Source organism: Janthinobacterium sp. 61, assembly GCF_002846335.1.
Taxonomy (GTDB): Bacteria; Pseudomonadota; Gammaproteobacteria; order Burkholderiales; family Burkholderiaceae_D; genus Janthinobacterium.
This window is the reverse complement of record NZ_PJMQ01000001.1, coordinates 1,820,245-1,841,333: the sequence shown is the minus strand read 5'-3', so window position 1 is coordinate 1,841,333 and position 21,089 is coordinate 1,820,245. Positions and strand designations below refer to the sequence as shown.

The 21,089-nt window shown below is 63.0% G+C and carries 16 protein-coding genes; 14 read left to right on the top strand and 2 right to left on the bottom strand.

Annotated elements, in window-relative coordinates; genetic code table 11:
• Positions 1-6: 6 nt before the first annotated feature.
• Positions 7-885 (bottom strand): STAS domain-containing protein, encoded by an 879-nt coding sequence (locus CLU92_RS08475; protein WP_101481519.1) that lies wholly within the window; start codon positions 883-885, stop codon positions 7-9.
• 226 nt (positions 886-1,111) lie between these two features.
• Here CLU92_RS08475 and CLU92_RS08470 point away from each other — a divergent pair, with 226 nt between their 5' ends.
• The 4 genes from CLU92_RS08470 to CLU92_RS08455 all read left to right on the top strand — a co-directional run bounded on the left by CLU92_RS08470 (position 1,112) and on the right by CLU92_RS08455 (position 4,876).
• Positions 1,112-1,525, top strand: coding sequence for a hemerythrin domain-containing protein (locus tag CLU92_RS08470; RefSeq protein ID WP_101481518.1), 414 nt, complete (start codon positions 1,112-1,114; stop codon positions 1,523-1,525).
• 37 nt (positions 1,526-1,562) lie between these two features.
• Positions 1,563-2,759, top strand: a complete 1,197-nt coding sequence (gene hmpA / locus CLU92_RS08465) for an NO-inducible flavohemoprotein (protein WP_101481517.1) — start codon at positions 1,563-1,565, stop codon at positions 2,757-2,759.
• Positions 2,760-2,885: 126 nt separating this feature from the next.
• Complete coding sequence (locus CLU92_RS08460) at positions 2,886-3,194, top strand: DUF485 domain-containing protein (RefSeq protein ID WP_101481516.1); 309 nt, start codon at positions 2,886-2,888, stop codon at positions 3,192-3,194.
• The gene (locus tag CLU92_RS08455) at positions 3,191-4,876 is read left to right on the top strand and encodes a cation acetate symporter (RefSeq protein ID WP_180338464.1); all 1,686 of its coding nucleotides are present in this window, start codon (positions 3,191-3,193) and stop codon (positions 4,874-4,876) included. The genes CLU92_RS08460 and CLU92_RS08455 overlap by 4 nt, the downstream gene beginning before the upstream one ends.
• 88 nt (positions 4,877-4,964) lie before the next feature.
• Here the strand turns inward: CLU92_RS08455 and CLU92_RS08450 are convergent, their stop codons facing one another.
• Positions 4,965-5,420, bottom strand: coding sequence for an Rrf2 family transcriptional regulator (locus tag CLU92_RS08450; RefSeq protein WP_101481515.1), 456 nt, complete (start codon positions 5,418-5,420; stop codon positions 4,965-4,967).
• Between the two features lie 357 nt (positions 5,421-5,777).
• On the opposite strand from CLU92_RS08450, the gene ppc reads away from it, so the two are divergent.
• The 10 genes from ppc to CLU92_RS08400 all read left to right on the top strand — a co-directional run bounded on the left by ppc (position 5,778) and on the right by CLU92_RS08400 (position 21,086).
• The gene (gene ppc, locus CLU92_RS08445) at positions 5,778-8,531 is read left to right on the top strand and encodes a phosphoenolpyruvate carboxylase (RefSeq protein ID WP_218973454.1); all 2,754 of its coding nucleotides are present in this window, start codon (positions 5,778-5,780) and stop codon (positions 8,529-8,531) included.
• Positions 8,532-8,630: 99 nt separating this feature from the next.
• Positions 8,631-9,641, top strand: a complete 1,011-nt coding sequence (gene gap / locus CLU92_RS08440; RefSeq protein WP_101481514.1) for a type I glyceraldehyde-3-phosphate dehydrogenase — start codon at positions 8,631-8,633, stop codon at positions 9,639-9,641.
• An 88-nt stretch (positions 9,642-9,729) separates the two neighbouring features.
• The gene (gene pyk, locus CLU92_RS08435; RefSeq protein ID WP_101481513.1) at positions 9,730-11,190 is read left to right on the top strand and encodes a pyruvate kinase; all 1,461 of its coding nucleotides are present in this window, start codon (positions 9,730-9,732) and stop codon (positions 11,188-11,190) included.
• A gap of 119 nt (positions 11,191-11,309) precedes the next feature.
• Positions 11,310-11,567 (top strand): hypothetical protein, encoded by a 258-nt coding sequence (locus CLU92_RS08430; protein ID WP_101481512.1) that lies wholly within the window; start codon positions 11,310-11,312, stop codon positions 11,565-11,567.
• A gap of 174 nt (positions 11,568-11,741) precedes the next feature.
• A complete protein-coding gene (locus CLU92_RS08425; RefSeq protein WP_101484568.1) occupies positions 11,742-12,248 on the top strand; it encodes a sigma-70 family RNA polymerase sigma factor in 507 nt (168 codons plus the stop codon).
• On the top strand, positions 12,245-13,222 hold the full coding sequence (locus CLU92_RS08420) for a FecR domain-containing protein (protein ID WP_257561036.1): 978 nt from the start codon (positions 12,245-12,247) through the stop codon (positions 13,220-13,222). The genes CLU92_RS08425 and CLU92_RS08420 overlap by 4 nt, the downstream gene beginning before the upstream one ends.
• 221 nt (positions 13,223-13,443) lie before the next feature.
• A complete protein-coding gene (locus CLU92_RS08415) occupies positions 13,444-15,903 on the top strand; it encodes a TonB-dependent receptor (protein WP_257561035.1) in 2,460 nt (819 codons plus the stop codon).
• A gap of 82 nt (positions 15,904-15,985) precedes the next feature.
• Positions 15,986-16,354, top strand: a complete 369-nt coding sequence (locus tag CLU92_RS08410) for a hypothetical protein (RefSeq protein WP_101481510.1) — start codon at positions 15,986-15,988, stop codon at positions 16,352-16,354.
• A complete protein-coding gene (locus CLU92_RS08405; protein WP_101481509.1) occupies positions 16,351-17,007 on the top strand; it encodes a hypothetical protein in 657 nt (218 codons plus the stop codon). The genes CLU92_RS08410 and CLU92_RS08405 overlap by 4 nt, the downstream gene beginning before the upstream one ends.
• A gap of 371 nt (positions 17,008-17,378) precedes the next feature.
• On the top strand, positions 17,379-21,086 hold the full coding sequence (locus CLU92_RS08400; RefSeq protein ID WP_257561034.1) for a PAS domain S-box protein: 3,708 nt from the start codon (positions 17,379-17,381) through the stop codon (positions 21,084-21,086).
• The last annotated feature ends 3 nt before the right edge of the window (positions 21,087-21,089 follow it).

Here is a 21,089-nt window from a genome sequence, read left to right as displayed (position 1 = left end):
GGCGCCTCAGTGTTGTTGCTGCTGGTAGGTGATGCTGGAGCCCGTGCGTTTCAGGGCCACGACAAAGGCGTCGGCCAGGGTGGCCTTGGTGATCACGTCTTCCAGGTTGACGCCCAGGTGCACAATGGTTTGCGCGATCTGCGGGCGGATGCCGCTGATGATGCAGTCTGCGCCCATCAGGCGCGCGGCGGCGATGGTTTTCAGCAGGTGCTGCGCCACCAGGGTGTCGACGGTGGGCACGCCAGTGATGTCGATAATGGCGATCAGGGCGCCCGTGTCGACGATCTTTTGCAGCAGGCTTTCCATCACCACCTGCGTGCGGGCGCTGTCGAGAGTGCCAATCAGGGGCAGGGCCAGCACGTTTTGCCACAGCTGCACCACGGGCGTGGACAGTTCCAGCAATTCCTGCTGCTGGCGCAAGATCACCTGTTCGCGCGCCTTCTGGTAAATGGCAATGGTCAGCAGGCCCAGCTCGTCGAATAATTTGCTGGTGCTGACGATGGCGTCCCCCAGTTCCTGCGGTTGCGCCGTGATTTCCTTGCGCAGGTAAGCGAACAGCGGCTCCTTGAGGGCGAACATGAAGCTGGCCGTGTCGATCGGCGAATAGCCCTGGCGCACGCGTGATTGCGATATTTCCGCGAGCAGCGCGCGTGTGTCGTCCCAGGCGCCGCCTTCGATGTCGAAAGAGTCGCCGCTTTCCAGCGCACCCGCCAGCAGCGGCAGCAATTGCGCTGCCTGCTGGCGCAGCTCGTTTTCCGCGATCTTGTCGCGTCGTACCAGACGGGCGATCAGGCCGGCCATCCAGCCTTCCAGCAGTTCCGTGTGGTGCTCGTTGATGATGCCGGCCAGTTGCTGCGCCTGGCCCGTGCCCGTCTTGATTTTCATGCTGGTCCTTGGCTGGAGTGGAGGGTGCGGCACGGCCGCAAACGGGCACGCGCTGTGATGAATAAATTATAGGCAGGGAGGGCCGTGGCTTGTGTTCTGTGCCGCACATAGTGGCGCATGTCGATCCAGATTCCCGCAGGAAACACGGAAGTTTTAAACATGCATATAATTTGCATGTTTAAGCGAACTCCGCTACACTGGCAACTCTCAACAAGAGAAACACGCCATGAATATCGACAAGTTCAAACAGCAGCACCTGGCCATCCTGGCCGCCATCGATGACTTGCGCCAATTGGCGCGCGGCGGTGTCGCCGCACGTGCGCAGGCGATTGCCGAACAGATCATCGCCATGAGCGGCTTGATCAAGCTGCACCTGGCCGTCGAGCAGCGCTACCTGTATCCGGCCGCGCAGGCCTGCGGCGTGGCCAAGGTGGCCCGGCTGGGGCGCCAGTACGAACATGAAATGCACGGCATCGCCGGTGCCTACCTGGACTTTGCCGGTCGCTGGAATACGCCCATGCGCCTGGCCGCCGAGCCGGAAGCGTTCCGCAGCGAAGCCAATACCGTGCTGCACGCGCTGTACCAGCGCATGCGGCGCGAAGACACCGAGTTATATCCAGCCGTTGAAACGCTGGCATGAGACCGCTTACTAATTAATAGACATACAGGAGTTTTACATGCTGACCCAAGAACAACGCGCCATCATCACGGCCACCGTCCCCATCCTCGAACAGGGCGGTGAAGCGCTGACCCGCCATTTCTACAAGAATCTGTTCCGCGACCATCCCGAAGTGCTGCCGTACTTTAACCAGGCGCACCAGCACAGCGGCGACCAGCAGCGCGCGCTGGCCAATGGCGTGCTGATGTATGCCAAACATATCGATAAACTCGCTGCGCTGGGCGACCTGGTGGCCACCATCGTCAACAAGCACGTGGCCTTGCAGATCCGCGCCGAGCACTATCCGCTGGTGGGCGCCAGCCTGCTGCAAGCCATCCGAGAAGTGCTGGGCGCCGAGGTGGCCAGCGACGCCGTCATCGACGCCTGGGGCGCGGCCTATGGCCAGCTGGCCGACATCCTGGCCGGCGAGGAAGGGCGCATTTACAAGGCGCAGGCGGCCGCGCCCGGCGGCTGGAGCGGCGCACGCGACTTTACCGTGCGCAGCAAGACGGTGGAAAGCGGCGAGATCACTTCCTTCCTGCTGGCGCCCGCCGATGACCAGCCCGTGCTCGACTTTGCGCCAGGCCAGTATATCGGCGTACTGGCCAGCGTCGATGGCGTGCCCATGCGCCGCCAGTACTCCTTGTCGGCCGCCAGCAACGGCCAGACGTACCGCATCAGCATCAAGCGGGAAGCGGGCGGCAAGGTGTCCAATTTCTTCCACGACCATGTGCAGGCGGGCGACACGGTACAGCTGACGCCGCCCTCGGGCGACTTCGTGCTGCGCGACAGCGAAAAACCTCTGGTACTGATCAGTGGCGGCGTGGGCATCACGCCGACCCTGGCCATGCTGACGGCGGCCCTGCGCGGCAAGCGCCCCGTGCATTTCATCCATGCGGCGCGCAACCAGGGCGTGCATGCGTTCCGTGCGCAGATCGACGCACTGGCTGCACAGCACCCGCAGCTGCAGCGTTATTACTGCTACGCGGAACATGGCGGCGAGCAAGATGTGCCGGACGCCGTCGCGCCGGACGCCGTCGGCTTGCTCGATAAAGAGCAGCTGGCGCACTGGCTGCCGGCCTCGCGCGACGTCGATGCCTATTTCCTGGGGCCGCAGCCGTTCATGCGCGCCGTCAAACAATACTTGCGCGAGCTGGGCGTGCCGGAACAGCAGACGCACCATGAGTTCTTCGGACCGGCCGCCGCGCTGAATTGACCTTGCCTGCCCCGTGTTGCTGCTGCGAGAAAAAAACGCTGCCGTAAGGGGCGGGTAAGTCTCGCGCCGTATTGTGAATGCAAGCTCGAAAAGAAAAGAGCACGCTCACATAACAGGAGGCAACACATGCATGACGATCTGGTACAAAAACTCAAGAGCGACCCCAATTATCATCGATTGCTCAGGGTGCGCTCACGCTTCGGCTGGGCGCTGACGGGCCTGATGATGCTGGTGTACTACGGCTACATCCTGCTCATCGCCTTCAACAAGGAATTTCTTGCCACTAAAACGGGCACTGGCGTGATGACCTGGGGCATGCCGATCGGCCTGTTCGTCATCGTGTTTACCGTGGTGATCACCGGCATTTATGTGCGCCGCGCCAACAAGCAATTCGACGATCTGACCAGCGCCATTCAGGCACGGGTGCAAGCATGAACGGCGCTCCATTGACGCAACGCAAGCTCGCCTGCCTCGCAGCCCTGACCTTGCTGGCTGGCGCCAGCAACAGCGTGCTGGCGGCCGGCGCCGACCTGGGCCAGGCAGTCAAGCAACCCACCAACTGGACGGCGATCACCATGTTCGCCGCCTTCGTCATCTTTACCCTGTTCGTCACCAAGTGGGCAGCCAAGAAGACCAAGTCGGCCTCCGATTTCTACACGGCCGGCGGCGGCATCACGGGCTTCCAGAATGGCCTGGCCATTGCGGGCGACTACATGTCGGCCGCTTCCTTCCTCGGCATTTCCGCCGCCGTCTTCTTGAACGGCTACGATGGCTTGATCTACGCCATCGGTTTTCTCGTCGGCTGGCCCGTCATCACCTTCCTGATGGCAGAGCGCTTGCGTAACCTGGGGCGCTATACCTTTGCCGACGTGGCCGCCTATCGCTTCAAGCAGGCGCCGATCCGCATTTTCTCGGCGTCCGGCACCCTGGTCGTGGTGGCGTTCTACCTGATCGCGCAGATGGTGGGGGCAGGCCAGCTGATCAAGCTGCTGTTCGGCCTGGAATACTGGATCGCCGTCGTCCTGGTCGGTACATTGATGATGATCTACGTGCTGTTTGGCGGCATGACGGCCACCACCTGGGTGCAGATCATCAAGGCCGTGATGCTGCTGGGCGGCGCCACCTTCATGGCCGTGGCCGTGCTGGCGCAATTCAACTTCAGCCCGGAAGCGCTGTTCGCCAAGTCGGTGGACGTGCATGCCACCAAGGAAGCCATCATGGGCCCCGGTTCCTTCATCAAGGACCCGATCTCGGCCATTTCCTTCGGCATGGCGCTGATGTTCGGTACGGCCGGCTTGCCGCACATCCTGATGCGTTTCTTCACGGTGCCTAGCGCCAAGGAAGCGCGCAAGTCCGTGTTCTGGGCCACCACCTGGATCGCCTACTTCTACATCCTGACCTTCATCATCGGTTTTGGCGCCATTGTGCTGGTGAGTACCAATCCCGAGTTCAAGGATGCTGCCGGTAAGTTGCTGGGTGGTAATAACATGGCGGCCGTGCATCTGGCCAAGGCCGTGGGTGGTAATGTGTTCCTCGGCTTCATGTCTGCTGTCGCGTTTGCCACCATCCTGGCCGTCGTGGCGGGGCTGACCCTGTCCGGCGCTTCGGCCGTATCGCACGATCTGTATGCCACCGTCATCAAGAAGGGCAAGGCCACGGGCGCCAATGAATTGAAAGTGTCGCGCGTGACGACGATCGTGCTGGGCATTATCGCCGTGGTGCTGGGTATCGCCTTTGAAAAGCAGAATATCGCCTTCATGGTCTCGTTGGCCTTCGCCATCGCCGCCTCGGCCAACTTCCCCGTGCTGTTCATGTCGGTGCTGTGGAAAGACTGCACTACCCGGGGCGCCACCATAGGCGGCTTCCTGGGCTTGACCACGGCCGTCGCGCTGACGGTGGTGTCGAAGTCCGTGTGGGTCGACGTGCTGGGTCATCCGGCAGCGCTGTTCCCGTACGCCTCGCCGGCGCTGTTTTCGATGACGGCAGGCTTTGTCGGCATCTGGCTGTTCTCGGTGCTCGACAAGAGCCCGCGCGCACGCATCGACCGCGCCGGCTATGAAGCGCAGCAAATGCGTTCGGAAACGGGTATCGGCGCCTCCGGTGCCAGCGCGCACTAAACTGATCCTGTCGCGTTAGAAATGAACAATGCCCGGCTTGCCGGGCATTGTTGTTTTAGCGCACCGCTTGGCGTGCTTACCCTCGGGCTTACTTTGCCAGGTGCAGGGGAATCACGCCCGCCGCTGCTGCCGGCGCATTGCCTGCGGGCTCCAGGATGGCTGCCAGGGTCACCGTGTCGAGCACGGCCAGGAAGGCGGCTGTGGCCTGGCCCAGCTTGGCTTTCAGCAGGCAATCTGGCGTCAGCGGGCAGGTATTGTTTTCCTTGTTAAAACACTCCGCCATGAAAAAATCGTTTTCCGTCTCGCGCACCACCGTGCCGATATTGATCTCGGCCGGATCGCGCGCCAGGCGCAGACCGCCATTCCTTCCACGCACCGTTTCCACAATGCCTGACAGGCCCAGCTGGTGCACCACTTTCATCAAGTGATTCTTTGAAATCGCATGCAGGTCGGCGATGTCCTGGATGGTCACGAGGCGGTCGCGGTGCACGCCCAGATACATCAGGGTGCGCAGGGTATAGTCGGTATAGGCAGTCAGTCGCATGAGGTTCGCTTATAAAGATGTGGATTACATCCTTGTTTCAAGCCGCCAGCATACAGGAGAGTGCCTGGCCATTGCCACCGCCATGTGACTTGCGCCATCACTTTTTCAGCTTGGAAAGACAAAAGTTGATTGCCTTTCGCGTAAATGCGTAGTAAATTTTCATATTATTGCCCTGCTAAACAGCTTGTAGGCCCTTCGCGACCCTTTGGGCGTGGCTTTTATTGATGAAAATCAAGAGGATGGTGAGACAATAAGGTAAATTTACTACAAAATGGATGATGGGCGTTTCCCGGGCCGGGAAGCGCGTACTACGCAATCTGTGCGGTGCCGCCGTGGCCGCCCCGGGAAATGAATACCATGCAAATGAATGAAGTGAAAGACGAGCTGCTGAGCAGCGATATCCGCCAGCTGGGCCGTCTGCTGGGCGACGCCATCCGCAGCCACCTGGGCGACCCCGCCTTCGAGCGCATCGAACATGTGCGCCAGTTGGCCATTCGTTTCCGGCGCGACAATGATGAAGCGGCGCGCGCGCAGCTGTCGGACGCGCTGCAAGCGCTGTCGCAGGAAGAAACCACGCAACTGACGCGCGCTTTCAGCTATTTCTCGCTGCTGGCCAATATTGCGGAAGATCAACATCACATCCGCCGCACGCGCGCCCATTTGATCGCCGGTTCGCCGCCGCGCCAGGGTAGCCTCAGCCATGCCGTCGGCAACGTATTTGACGCGGGCAAGGCCGATGCACTGGAAACCTTCTTTGAAGATGCCTTCGTCAGCCCCGTCTTCACGGCGCATCCGACGGAAGTGCAGCGCAAGAGTATCCAGAATTGCCAGATGGCCATCGCGCGCCTGTTGAGCGAGCGCGACCGCGTGCAAATGACGCCGGAAGAGGCGGAGCAAAACGAAGAAGCGCTGGGCCGCGGCATCGTCACGCTATGGCAGACGCGCTTGCTGCGTACGAGCAAACTGTCCGTCATGGATGAAGTGGCCAATGGCCTGTCGTTCTACGACCACACCATCCTGCGCGAACTGCCGAAATTGTATTCCTCGCTGGAAACGATGCTGGCCCAGCGCGATGCCCGCTGGGAAGATGCGGAATTGCCCAATTTCATGAAGGTCGGCAGCTGGATAGGCGGCGACCGCGACGGCAATCCCTTTGTCACCGCCGACATCCTGCGCAGCACCCTGCAGACGCAGGCCGACAAAGTGCTCGATTTCTACCTCGGCGAATTGCGCAAGCTCGCTTCGCAACTGTCCCTGGCGCAAATACTCAATGCATGCAGCGAGCCGCTGCGCGCGCTGGCCGAACGCTCGGCCGATGCCTCGCCGCACCGGGTCGACGAGCCGTACCGTCGCGCGCTGCATGGCATCCATGCACGCTTGGAAGCCACGCGCGTCGCCTTGTGCGGCAAGGGCAAGCAAGCCGAAGGCGTGCAGCCCTACGCTGCGGCGTTTGAATTGTTGGCCGATCTGGACGTGGTCCAGCATTCACTGGTCAGCAATGGCTTGCGCGCGCTGGCGCGTGGCCGGTTGCGCCAGCTGCGCCGCGCCGTCAAGGTGTTCGGCTTTTCGCTGGCGCCGCTCGATTTGCGCCAGAACTCCGACGTGCACGAGCGCGTCGTGGGTGAACTGTTCGCGGGCGCCCAGCCGGGCCTCGTGTATCTGGACCTCGATGAAGAGCAGCGCATCGCCGTGCTGCTGGCCGAACTGGAGTCGCCACGCCTGCTGACGTCGCCGTATGCGCACTATTCGGAGGAAACCACCTCTGAACTCGACATTTTCCGCGCCGTGCGCGAAGCCCATGTCAAGTACGGCCGTGAATCGGTGCCGAATTGCATCATTTCGAAGGCGGCCAGCGTCTCGGACTTGCTGGAAGTGGCGCTGCTGCTGAAGGAAGTGGGCTTGCTGCGCCAGGACAGCCGCGAAGTGGACGTCAACATCATCCCCCTGTTTGAAACCATCGCCGACTTGCGCGCCGGTCCCGCCATCATGGCGCGCGCCTTTGGCCTGCCGTTCTACCGGGCTTTGCTTGCGTCGCGCGCTGACCAGCAGGAAGTCATGCTAGGCTACTCGGACAGCAACAAGGACGGCGGCTTCCTCACGTCCGGCTGGGAACTCTACAAGGCCGAGATCGAACTGGTGACCGTTTTCAAGCAATACCAGATCAAGCTGCGCCTGTTCCACGGCCGCGGCGGTTCCGTCGGCCGCGGTGGCGGACCCAGCTATGAAGCCATCCTGGCCCAGCCAGCGGGCGCCGTGCAGGGACAGATCCGTTTGACGGAGCAGGGCGAAGTCATCACGGCCAAGTATGCGAACCCGGAAGTAGGGCGCCGCAACCTGGAAGTGCTGGTGGCTGCCACCATCCAGTCGACCCTGTTGCCACAGGCACAGCTGCAGCCGAAGGCCTCGGCCGGCGCGGGCCACCTGGCCGCAATGGAAGAGCTGTCCGGCACGGCCCTGAACGCTTACCGCGACCTGGTCTACGGCACGGAAGGATTCGAGCAGTATTTCTGGGAATCGACGGTGATCGCGGAAATTGCCGCGCTCAATATCGGCAGCCGTCCGGCGTCGCGCAAGAAATCCACGTCCATCGAGGATTTGCGCGCCATTCCCTGGGTCTTGAGCTGGGCGCAATGCCGCTTGATGCTGCCGGGCTGGTTCGGCTTTGGTTCCGCCGTGCAAGCCTACCTGGCCGCCCATCCCACCGATGGTGCGGACGTGCTGCGCGGCATGTACACGGACTGGCCATTCTTCACCTCGCTGCTGTCGAACATGGATATGGTTCTGGCCAAGAGCGATATCGCCATTGCCGGCAAGTATGCGGAACTGGTCAAGGACAAGGCTTTGCGCGAGGCCATCTTTACACGCATCCGCGCCGAATACGCGGCCACCCTGGACGCCTTGAAACTGATCACGGGCCAGGAAGAGTTGCAGCAAGCCAATCCGCTGATGCAGCGCTCGATACGCAACCGTTTCCCGTATATCGACCCGCTCAATCACGTGCAGGTGGAGCTGTTGAAACGCTTCCGCGAAGGCAAGCAGGATGCGGCGGCGCGCACGGGCATCCATTTGTCGATCAACGGCATCGCGGCAGGGCTGAGAAATAGTGGTTGATTCTTTCTAACCCAACAACAAATGCTGGGGTCAGACCTTAAGGTCTGACCCCGGATTTTGCACTTGGGTTGCTTTTAAGTAAAACAACAAGGAGACAGCATGACCATCAAAGTTGCCATCAATGGCTATGGCCGCATCGGCCGCAATGTCTTGCGCGCGTTTTATGAAGGCGGCAAGCAGCAGGATATCGAAATCGTCGCTATCAACGACCTGGGCGATGCCAAGTCGAATGCGCATTTGACGCGCTACGACACGGTGCACGGCAAGTTTCCCGGCGTCGTCACCATCGACGGCGACAATATGATCGTCGACGGCGACCGCATCCGTGTCTTCGCGCAGCGCGACCCGGCCCTGATACCGTGGGGCGAACTGGGCGTCGACGTCGTGCTCGAATGCACGGGTTTCTTCACCACCAAGGAAAAAGCCTCGGCCCACCTGAAGGGTGGGGCGAAAAAAGTCATCATCTCGGCCCCTGGTGGCAAGGACGTGGACGCCACCATCGTGTTCGGCGTCAACCAGCATGTGTTGAAGGCATCGGACACGGTCATTTCCAACGCTTCGTGCACGACGAATTGCCTGGCGCCGCTGGTCAAACCGCTCAATGACGCCATCGGCATCGAATCGGGCCTGATGACCACGGTGCACGCCTATACGAATGACCAGGTGCTGTCCGACGTGATGCATGAAGACTTGCGCCGCGCCCGCTCGGCCACGCATTCGATGATCCCCACCAAAACGGGTGCGGCGGCGGCTGTCGGCCTGGTCTTGCCGGAACTGAATGGCAAGCTGGACGGTTTCGCCATCCGCGTGCCGACCATCAACGTCTCCTTGGTCGACCTGTCCTTCATCGCCAAGCGCGACACCACGGTCGAGGAAGTCAACGCCTTGCTGAAAACGGCCTCGGAAGGCACCCTGAAAGGTATTTTGACGTACCAGACGGAGCCGCTCGTTTCCATCGATTTCAACCACAACCCCGCCTCGTCGAACTTCGATTCGACCCTGACCAAGGTCTCGGGCCGCCTCGTGAAAGTGTCGTCGTGGTACGACAACGAGTGGGGCTTCTCGAACCGCATGCTCGACACCACGGTCGCCCTGATGGCGGCCAAGTAAGTCAAGAACCACCGCTGATCCAGCGCACCAGGACGGCCGGCCCACAAGGCTGGCCCTTGTAGTAACTCATTATAGAAAGCAGCACACCATGACCATGCAAGTACAGCAACGCGCCACCAAGATCGTTTCCACCATCGGCCCCGCTTCGAACGATATCGATACCCTGGTCCGCATGTTCAAGGCCGGCGTCGACGTCGTGCGTCTGAACTTTTCGCATGGCAAGGCGCAAGACCATATCGACCGCGCCCGCATGGTGCGCGAGGCGGCAGCCCTGTGCGGTCGCGAAGTGGCCATCATGGCCGACTTGCAAGGTCCGAAGATTCGCGTCGGCAAATTTGAAGATGGCAAAATTTTCCTGGAAAACGGCGCCAAGTTCATTCTCGACGCGAAATGGGGTGAAAACGGCGAACTGGGCAACATCGAGCGCTGCGGCCTCGATTACAAGGAATTGCCGCGCGACTTGCGCACGGCCGACGTGCTGCTGCTCAACGACGGCTTGATCGTGCTGACGGTCGATAAAGTCGTCGGCAGCGAAATCCACACCACCGTCAAGATCGGCGGCGAGTTGTCCAACAACAAAGGCATCAACCGCCAGGGCGGCGGTCTGTCGGCGCCGGCCTTGACAGCGAAAGACATGGAAGACGTGAAAACGGCGATGAGTTTCCAGGCCGATTACGTGGCCGTGTCCTTCCCGAAAAACGCCACCGACATGGTGATGGCGCGCCAGCTGGCCAATATCGCCGGCGAAGCGTGGGACCACAAGCCGATGATGATCGCCAAGATCGAGCGTGCGGAAGCCATTCCTGCACTGCAAGAGATTCTCGACGCGTCCGACGGCATCATGGTGGCACGCGGCGACCTGGCGGTCGAGGTGGGCAATGCGGCCGTGCCGGCCTTGCAAAAGCGCATGATCAAGATGGCGCGCGCGTCGAATAAGCTGGCGATCACGGCCACGCAGATGATGGAATCGATGATCGTCAACGCCGTGCCGACCCGCGCCGAAGTATCCGACGTGGCCAATGCCGTGCTCGACGGTACGGATGCCGTCATGACGTCGGCGGAAACGGCCTCGGGCCGCTACCCGATCGAGACGGTGGAAGCGATGGCCGCCATCTGCCTGGACGCGGAAAAATGGGATACCTGCAAGCTGGACGCCGATTTCCTCAACGCCACGTTCTCGCGCATCGACCAGTCGATCGCCTACGGCGCCCTGTTTACGGCCCATCACCTGCGCGTGAAAGCCATTGCCACCCTGACGGAATCGGGTTCCACGGCCCTGTGGATGAGCCGTTGCAACATCGATATCCCCATCGTCGCGCTGACCCCGAGCGTGGGCACGCGCCGCAAGCTGGCCCTGTACCGCAACGTCAGCACCCTGGAATTGACGTCTGGCACGGACCGCGACAAGGTCTTGCAACAGGCGGAAGACTTGCTGCTGGAACATAAAGTCGTGGCCAAGGGCGACACCGTCGTGCTGACCTGGGGCGAGCCGATGGGCAAGGTCGGCGGCACGAATGCGCTGAAAATCATGAAGATCGGCCAGCACTAAGCATGGCATAGTTGGAAACGGCGTAAGCCGGCTTGGCGCTGCGCGCACAAGCCGGCAAGCGTCGCTGCAGACTTAAGAATGCCTGAAAGATGCGTCCACACCGGCGCACCGCAGGCAGGATGCACAATCTGCCGTTGCGGCGCCCACATTTCCGTGTCAGCATGGTTTTCCTGCCTTCCGAGGCGCATCCGGAGTCCATGATGAGTACCTATCTGCCTGCCTTGATCTGGTCGCTGTCGGCCTTCGTCTGCCTCTTCATTGCCAAACGCCGCTCTTTGAAAACAACTGCTGTCAGGGCCATCCTGGTGGTGTTTCTTGGGCCGTTTGCCATTCCCTTCGTGCTGGCCGCAAGGCCAGAGAAACGCCATCCGGCATAATCGCCCGCGACCACCTGATCGACCACGACAGTATATAAAGCACTGGCAGCCACGCTGAAACAACAGTTTCCAGGCATGGGCAGGCGCCGGCATTGACGCCGGAGGCAATGGTTTGTGATAATGAGAATTATTATCAGTTAGCCGCGCCTTGCCTTGAGCGCATCGGAGTCCCTAGTGAGCATTGCGCAGTCCAGCGAGTCGATCGCAGTCATTTACAGCCACCACCACGGCTGGCTGATGCGCTGGCTGCGCGCCAAGCTGCAGTGCGCCGACCATGCGGCCGACCTGGCGCAGGATACTTTCGTGCGCGTGCTGGCGGCGCCGCCCGAAGGCCGGCAGACTTTGCGCGAACCGCGCGCCTACCTGACCACCGTGGCGCAGCGCCTGCTGATCGACCATTACCGGCGCCTGTCCCTGGAGCAGGCATGGCTGGAAACCCTGGCGCAGCAGCCCGATCTGCTGATGCAGTCGCCGGAAGAGCGCTTGCTGGTATTGGAAGCCTTGCAGCGCATCGATGCCATGCTCGATGGCTTGCCGCCGCTGGTGCGCAGCGCTTTTTTGCTGGCCCATGTCGATGGCCTTGCTTACGGGGAAATCGCCCGGCGCCTGGCCGTGAGCGAGCGCAGCATCAAGCGCTACATGGTGCAGGCGTTCGAGCGCTGCATTCTGCTGATTCTGTGAGCGCCAACCTGACTGCCATCGATCCCCGCGCCGCCCGCGCGGCGGCGCAATGGCTGGTGCGCCTGCACGGGGGCGCCTTGACTCCAGAAGAGGAGCAAGCTTTCCAGGCCTGGCGCGCCAGCGACCCCGCGCACGAATCGGCGTGGCAGCGGGCCGAACTGGTGTGCAGCACCCTGGGCAGCGTGCCGCCCGCGCTGCGCCGGACGGCGGACGCGGCGCCGCAGTCGCCGCAGAGGCGCGCCGTGCTCTACGGCCTGGCCGGGCTGATCGCGGCCGGACCGGCATTGTGGCTGGCCAGCCATTCGCTACCATGGCAAGCGTGGCGTGCCACCATCCGCACGGCCAGGGGGGAAATCCGCCACATGACATTGCCGGATGGCACGCAACTGGTGCTCAATACGGACACGGCCATCGATGTGCGCTTTGACGGCGCGGCGCGGCTGGTGGTCTTGCATGCGGGCGAACTCCATGTCGCCACGGCGCACGACGGGGCGGTGCCCGCGCGCCCATTCTTCGTGCGCAGCAGCAATGGCATCGTGCGCGCGCTGGGCACGCACTTCAGCGTGCGCCTGGGTGGCGGCGTCCTGGCGCCGCGCACGCAGGTGGCTGTCAGCGAAGGCGCCGTCGAGATACAGCCAAATGAAGCTCCCGGTGCCTTGCGCAGGGTCGATGCGGGCCGGCAGGGCAGTTTCGATGATGATGCCGTTTCTGCCTTGACGCCGCTGGCGCCGCACGCTGCCGGCTGGGTGCAGGGCGTGCTGATCGCCGAGCGCATGCCGCTGGGCGAAGTGCTGGCGCAGGTGGCGCGCTATCGCTACGGCGTGCTGCGCTGCGATCCCGCGTGCGCTGCCATGCCCGTGGACGGCATCTTCCAGTTAAACGACCCGGACAACATCCTGCTCTTGCTGCAGCGCTCCTTGCCGATCCGGCTGGCGCGCCGCACGCGCTACTGGATCAGTGTCGAGGCGGCTTGAGATTGTCGGCTTACGCGTGGCCTTGCCACGCTAAGCCGACCTACGCCTGTCGGGTATGGTAGGTCGGCTTAGCCCGCAGGGCGTAAGCCGACGTGCTCCAATTTACTTCTTGCCTGTCCCTTTTTGCGGCTTGCTTCGTCATACAAGGTAGAGAACGAACAATCCGAACCATCGAAAGGGTCCACATGGCTTTGCAGCACCGCAGTTTGACAACAGCACGCATGCCGCTCCATCCCACCACCGGCGCCGTGCGCGCCGCGCTGGTCCTGCTCCTCGCCGTGGCAGGGGCCGGCGCCGGCGTGCCGCAGGCGGTGTTGGCTGCCGAGTCCAGCCCGGCCGCCACTGTGCGCGACTACAGCGTTCCTGCTGGCAGCCTGCGCGATGCGCTGTCCACGTTCGCCATCGCCGCAGGGATCAACCTGTCTACCCAGGGCACGGCGCTCGACGGCCTGGCGACGCCGGGCTTGCAGGGGCGCCATGGCGTCTCCGCCGGCCTGCAAAAACTGCTGCAGGGCAGCGGCCTGGAAGTGACGGATGGTGGCAATGGAAATTATCTTTTGCGCAAGATTAATGTCAGCACGGCCGACGGCGGCCTGGACAGCATGCCCGCCGTAGTCGTCAGCGCCGAGGCGGACCGTGCCACGGAAGGCACGGGTTTATATACCTCGCGCGCCATGTCGACGGCCACGGGCCTGAACCTGTCGCAGCGCCACACGCCGCAAACGGTGAGTGTCATTTCGCGCCAGCAAATGGAAGATTTCGACCTGACCACCTTGCAGGACGTGGCGCGCGCCACACCCGGCCTGTATGGCAAGACGCAGGGCGTATCCGACCAGGAAACCACGTATTTTGCGCGCGGTTTCGCCTTGAGCCACGTGAATGTCGATGGCTTGCCGCTCGATGTCACGGGTTTCAATGAACGCAACGTCTCGGCCGACATGCTGATGTATGACCGCGTGGAAGTGGTGCGCGGCGCCACGGGCCTGATGGAAGGGGCGGGCGCGCCGTCGGGCAGCATCAACATGATACGCAAGCGTCCCACGGCCACGCCATTGCTGAACGCGTCTGCCCACCTGGGCAGCTGGAAGGACCGGCAATTGACGGTGGATGCCAGCAATGCGCTGAATGAATCGGGCAGCGTGCGCGGCAGGGTGGCGGCCAGCTGGCGCGACAGTGACAGCTTTGTCGACGTGGTTAACAACACCAACGGCACCGTGTATGCGATCGTGGAAGCGGACCTGACGCCTTCGACCACGGCCGGCATCGGCTTTTCGCGCCAGCACAGCCGCACCGACGGCGTGTTCGTCGGCTTGCCGACCTTGCCCGACGGCCACCACATGGACTTGCCCCGCTCGACTTTCCTGAACAATGCCGATTCCTTCCAGAAACGCGACAACAACGTCGTCTTCGCGGACCTGGAAACGCGGCTGGAGAAGGGCTGGCGCAGCCGCTTCGCCGTCACGCGCATCGATGCCTCTTCATCGACGCGCAATACCACCAACAGCCGCGTCGATGGTGAAGCGTATTTGCTGGAACAGTCGGAAACGGGCTGGAAGTACAACACGCAACAAGTCGTGGCCGACTGGCGCTTGAGCGGCCCCGTCACCTGGTTCGGCCGCCAGCATGACGTCATCGTTGGCGCCAGCTACCGCCATGACGATTCGGATGCGGGCCAGAGCTGGGAAGGCGCCGGGACGCGCCTGTTCGATCTGCGCCAGTGGAATCCCCGTGCCTACCCGATGCGCGGCGGGCCGTTCGAGCCCTATAACTGGGGCCGCAAGACGGAGGAGAAGGGCCTGTATGCGGCCGGCAACTTCAGCCTGGCCGATCCGCTGCGCCTGGTGCTGGGCGGGCGCTTCGGCTGGTATGCGCAGGATGTCACGGGCTGGTATGCCACCAACGCCACATGGCGCCGCGACCTGACGGAAAACGCCAAGTTCACGCCGTATGCGGGCCTGGTCTACGACCTGGACCAGCATCATTCCGTGTATGCGAGCGGCACGCAGATCTTCCAGCCGCAAAGCGTACTCGATGTAAAGGGCAATACCTTGCCGCCTTTGAGCGGCACCAACCTGGAGGCGGGCATCAAGGGCGAGTATTTTGGCGGCAGGCTCAATGCCAGCGGCGCCTTGTTCCGCATCAAACAAAACAACCGCGCCATGGCCGACGAGCTCAATTGTCCCACGGGCGGCGCCATCTATTGCGCCCGAGCGGCAGGGCAGGTGCAGAGCGAAGGCATCGATCTGCAATTGTCGGGATCGCCTGTGCCGGGCTGGCAGATCGCGGGCGGTTACACCTATGTACTGGCCAAGTATACGAAAGACAGCGTGACGGCGAACATCGGCCAGCGCATCGCCACGGATGAGCCGAAGCAATTGTTCAAGCTGTACACGACTGTGCAGCTGAGCGGCAGCCTGGCGCGGTGGAATCTGGGCGCCTCCGTCTACGCGCAGGACAAGATTGACCGCCGCGACACGGCTTACCTGACGCAGCAGGGCGGCTACGCCATCGTCGGCCTGACGGCAGCCTACCGCCTGAGCGAGCAGCTGCAGTTGCGCGTGAGTGTCGATAACGTGCTGGACCGCCGCTATTACCAGGGCCTAGGCTATTCCTGGTCGGGCGGGCTGGAGCGTTACGGCGCGCCGCGCAGCGTGCTGCTGTCCTTGAACTACAAGCTGTAGCCCTTACTTCGGCGCACCAGCGGAGCGCGCACTGGCGGCGCCTCTGCTACACTGCCGCCGTCTTCACTTTTACACTGCTCCCATGTCCGCCACGCCAGTCCTCACGCCCCTGAAAAGCGCTTTCCAGCAATCGCGCGCCGAGAATAACATCGAGCTGATTCTGCCCGAACTGCTGGCCGCGCAATTGCATGTCGTCATCGGCGGGCAAAGCGAGCAGATCGACCTGTTCCTCGTGCCATCGCCCAATCCCGAGCGCCAGTGCGTGACGGTGGCGGAAGACCCGGCTTTCCTGGCGGGTATCGCCTTCCCCAAGATTCCCATCACGGGAGCGCAGCTGATCGCTTCGATTCCTCCCGAGATCGAGATCGTCCTCCTGCATGGCGATGGCGCCAATTACCTGACGCGCGAACAACTGGCGTGGTTCCGCGGCATGCTGGCGCCCGACGCTTGAGCGCTAATCGCGCCAGGCCTTGCAAGCCGGCGCGCGCCGAATGGATCCGTTTTTCGCCGGCTGACGATGCCAGCTCGCATGCGGCGATGATGGCCAATCTGCGTCCCGTGCTGTGGCGCAGCGTGCTGCTGGGTGGCTGCGCCCTGATCCTCGCCTTTGTCCTGCAAGCCGTCTGGCGCGATGTGTCGTACGCGGGCGAGGCAGTGCTGCTGCTCCTGCCGGCGCTGGTCATCTGGATTGTCGGCCTGGTCCTGCTGCCGGATACCAATCTGTCTTTTCATGTCGAGATCAACGACGCTGGCCTGTTGCTGCGCCGGGTGGCGCGGCGCTTGCCCGGCCATGAGAGGGAGCTGCAGCTGGCGCCGCAGCAGATACGCGAGCTGGAGGTGGTCAGCTACGCGGGCCCGGTGGATGTCTACCGCGGCGGGCCACCGATGGCGCGCCTGGAGCTGCTGCTGCACACGACCCTTGAGGACTGCCCGCTGATCCGCGTAGTCGGCATGGATTTGCCCGTTCCGCAGCGCTGGTCGTTGCGGCAGATCAAGGACGAGCTGAGTCGCCGTTGTACGCTGGCCGGTATCCCCGTGGCCGTGCGGGCCGGTCCCTCCTATCAGGCATCGTCCGCAATACGCGCCCAGTGGCCGTCAGCCTGAGCGGCGGGGCCTTGTCGCATCAGGGCCGCAGAATGTTGCTTTTATTGCCATTATATTGCTGAAGTCCTATGAATATGTTCGCAAAGCAACTATACTCATGGCTCTTTAGAAAATCATCGTCACGCTGGCGGCCAGACATCCGCGCCAGAGTTCGTACGCATTCCGCTTTTTCATTGTGTAAAAAGCACCTTTCCCCCGCGCGGCAGGCGCGGGCGTGATGACCGAGCCTTGCCCTGGTCGACTGCTACCGTTGTCATTTCCGCTGTGTTGCCGCTTTAGTAAAAGGCGTGGCACCGGCACGCGCGGTGCGCCGTCATGTTTTACGACGTCACGTTTCACTCACCTTATGCCACGACAGTATGCTTAGTTCCATGTTTGATGTATCGGACAATACGCTTGCCTATATCTATGGCACGCACAATGCTTGGCTGGTGCTGTTTTCCATCGGCATCGCCATTTTCGCCTCCTTCATGGCCCTGCAGATCGCCGGCATGGCGCGCAGCAGCGAGCGGGGCTTCCAGCGCCAGACAGCCATCATCACGGGCGCCATCGCGCTCGGCGGCGGCATCTGGTCGATGCACTTCATTGGCATGCTGGCCTTCGACATCTGCACGCGCGTGTCCTTCGAGCCCAGCATGACCCTGCTGTCCATGCTGCCAGGCGTGGCCGCTTCGTGGGTGGCGCTGCACTTGCTGGCGCGCCCGCGCATCAGCTGGCGCCAGCTGGTGGTGGGCGGCGTGCTGGTGGGGCTGGGCATCGGCTCCATGCATTACAGCGGCATGGCCGCCATGCAAACTTCGCTGACCCTGCATTATCAACCGTGGCTGTTCGTCCTGTCGCTGCTGGTGGCCGTCGTCATGGCCATGCTGGCGCTGTGGATACGCTTCGGCCTGAATGCCTTGCGTCAGCGCCTCAGTCCGCTGGCGGCGCTGCTGGTCAGCAGTGTGGTGATGGGCCTGGCCATTTCCGGCATGCATTACACGGGCATGCTGGCGGCGCGCTTTTCCGGCACGCCCACGGCAGGCGAGAACACGATTACGGTACAAGCTTCGTTCGTAGCCCTGGCCGTGGCCCTGATCACCGTCACCCTGACCGTCTTCGTGGTGGCCGCGAACGGCTTGCTGCGCTACCGCCAGTTGCTGCGCCATGCCAGCGCCAGCGAGTCGCGCCTGCGCGCCATCGTCGATACGGCGGCCGATGGCCTGATCACCATCGATGGCCAGGGCCAGGTCCGTTCCTTCAATCCCGCCGCGGAACGCCTGTTTGGCTGGCGCGAAGCGGAGATCGTGGGGCGCGACGCCAGCGTGCTGCTGCAGCCGGCCGACGCCGCCGAGTACGAAGGCTATCTGCGCGACTATCTGGAAACGGGCGCCTCGCGCATCCTCGACAGTGGCCGGGAACTCGATGGTTGCCACAAGGATGGCGCCGTACTGCCCATGCGCGTGGCGATCGGCAAGATCGACACGCCGGGCCAACCCCTGTTCGTGGCTTTTGTCACGGATATGCGCTCCTCGCGCAGCATGGAGCAGGCGCTGAAGGACAGCGAGCGCCAGTACCGTACCCTGATCCGCAATATTCCCGGCGTGTCCTTCCATTGCAGCTTCGGACCCGAATGGAAGATGATTTTTATCAGCGATGCCGTCTTCAACCTGACAGGCTGGATGCCGCAGGACTTCATCGAAGGGCGGGTCAGCCTGTTCGACCTCGTGCATCCCGATGACCGCCAGCGCGTCAACGACACTTGCGTGCAGGCTGCCGGCGAACGGCGCGATTTCGAGAACGTCTATCGCCTGATCCACCGCGATGGGCGCGAGCGCTGGGTGCGCGAAAGCAGCGGCCCCGTGCTCGACAACGATGGCGTGGTGCGCTGGATCGACGGCGTCATCCTCGACATCACGGAAAGCGAATTGCGCAACGCCGAATACGAAGGCAAGGTGACGGCCATCTCGCGCGCGATGGCCGTCATCGAGTTCGACCTGCAGGGACGCATCCTGGCGGCGAACCAGAACTTCCTCGACCTGGTTGGCTACCAGCTCGACGACGTGCTGGGCCTGCACCACAGCATCTTCTGCGAACCGGGGTATGTCACCTCGCCGGACTACATTGCGTTCTGGCAGCAGCTGGCCAATGGCCAGTTCAACACGGGCGAGTACAAGCGCATCGACAAGCATGGCGGGGAAGTGTGGATACAGGCCTCGTACAACCCTATCTTCAACACGGACGGCAAGCCGTTCAAGGTGGTCAAGCTGGCCACCGACGTGAGCGAACGGCGCGCCATGCAGGAAAACCTGCGCGCGGCGAAAGACCGCGCCGAACTGGCCGCCGAATCGAAGACCAGCTTCCTGGCCAACATGAGCCATGAAATTCGCACGCCGATGAACGCCATCATCGGCTTTACGGAAGTGTTGCTGGGGACTGCCCTGGACAGCCTGCAGCGCCGCCATCTGGGCACGGTGCGCCAGTCGGCGCGTTCGCTGCTCGAACTGCTCAACGACATCCTCGACACGGCCAAGCTGGAAAAAGGCGCCACCGAGCTGGAACTGGTGGACTTTTCGCTGCCTGACCTGGTCGACCACGTGGCGGCCTCCCTGCGCGTCACGGCGCAGGCGCGCGACCTGGTGCTGCATGTGGATGTCGATCCGGGCATGGGCCAGTTCTTCCTGGGCGACGCGCGCCGGGTGCAGCAGGTGCTGACGAATCTGATCGGCAACGCCGTCAAGTTCACGGAAGTAGGCCATGTGCGCGTGGCCGTCGCCATGCAGGGCGAGCAGGTGCATATCGCCGTGCACGATACGGGCATCGGCATCCCCGCCGACCGCCTGGACAAGATCTTCGCCCCGTTCACGCAAGCCGATTCCTCGATGAGCCGACGCTTTGGCGGCACGGGCCTGGGCACGACGATTTCGCTGCAACTGGTCGAACTGATGGGGGGCACCATCACGGTGGAAAGCACCCTGGGCGTGGGCAGCGTGTTCCACGTGCTGCTGCCGCTGGCGCCGGGCAAGGCTGTGGCGCGCCGCAGCGAGCAGCCCGTGGTGGCCTTGCCGCCGCTGCGCATCCTGGCGGCCGACGACGTGCCGCAGAACGTGGAGCTGCTCCTGATCAGCCTGGGCGCGGCCGGCCACCAGGTGATCGCCGCCAGCGATGGCGAGAGCGCCGTGCGTGAATTCAGCAAGGGCAGCTTCGACATTGTCCTGATGGACGTGCAGATGCCGCGCATGGATGGCCTGGAAGCGACGCGCCTGATCCGTGTATACGAGCGCGAACAGGGCCTGAAGGCGACGCCCATCATCGCCCTGACGGCCAGTGTGCTGGAACAGGACCGGCGGGCCGCGCAGACGGCGGGCATGAACGGATTCGCCTCGAAGCCGCTGGAAATGCACAAGCTGACGGCGGAAATCGCCCGCCTGCTCGATATCGCCGTGGCCATGCCGCCGCCTGCGGCCGGCGCGGCGGCGCGTGCCGCCGCCGGCCAGGTGGACTGGCAGCGCGGCATCGCGCTGTGGGGCGGCCGCGAGCCCTTGCAGCGGGCTATTACCCGCTTCGTGCAGGCCAATGGCGATTGCGCCGCCATGCTGGCCGCAGAGCTGGAACGTGGCGGCGGCAGCGTGGCTGGCCACCTGCTGCACCGTATCAAGGGCGCGGCGGGCAACCTGTGCCTCGTGCAGGTGGAAAGCCTGCTGGGACGCATCGAGCAAGCGATCGCGCGCCAGCTGCCGGCGACCGAATTGCTGGTGCAGCTGGCGGCCGCCTTCATGGCGCTCGCCGGTGAGCTGGAGGCGGGCGCCGAGGCGCCTTTGGTGTCGCCCGTTGCCATGCCAGCGCCGGCTGCCAGCGCGCCGCTCGATGCGCCCGCCGCTGACGCCTTGCTGCGGCAAGCCATCGCCAGCCTGGAAGGCGGGCAGCTGGACGACGTCCTGATGGCGCAGATCGCCGCCATGCTGGCGCCGCACGGTCAGCAGCAGCGCCTGCAGGCGCTGGCCAGTGCCATTGACGACTTTGAATTTGCGCGTGCAGCAGGCGTGCTGCGCCAGTTGCTGGCGTGGCTGGCAGCACCGGCACCTGCCGACCTTTCCTGATAT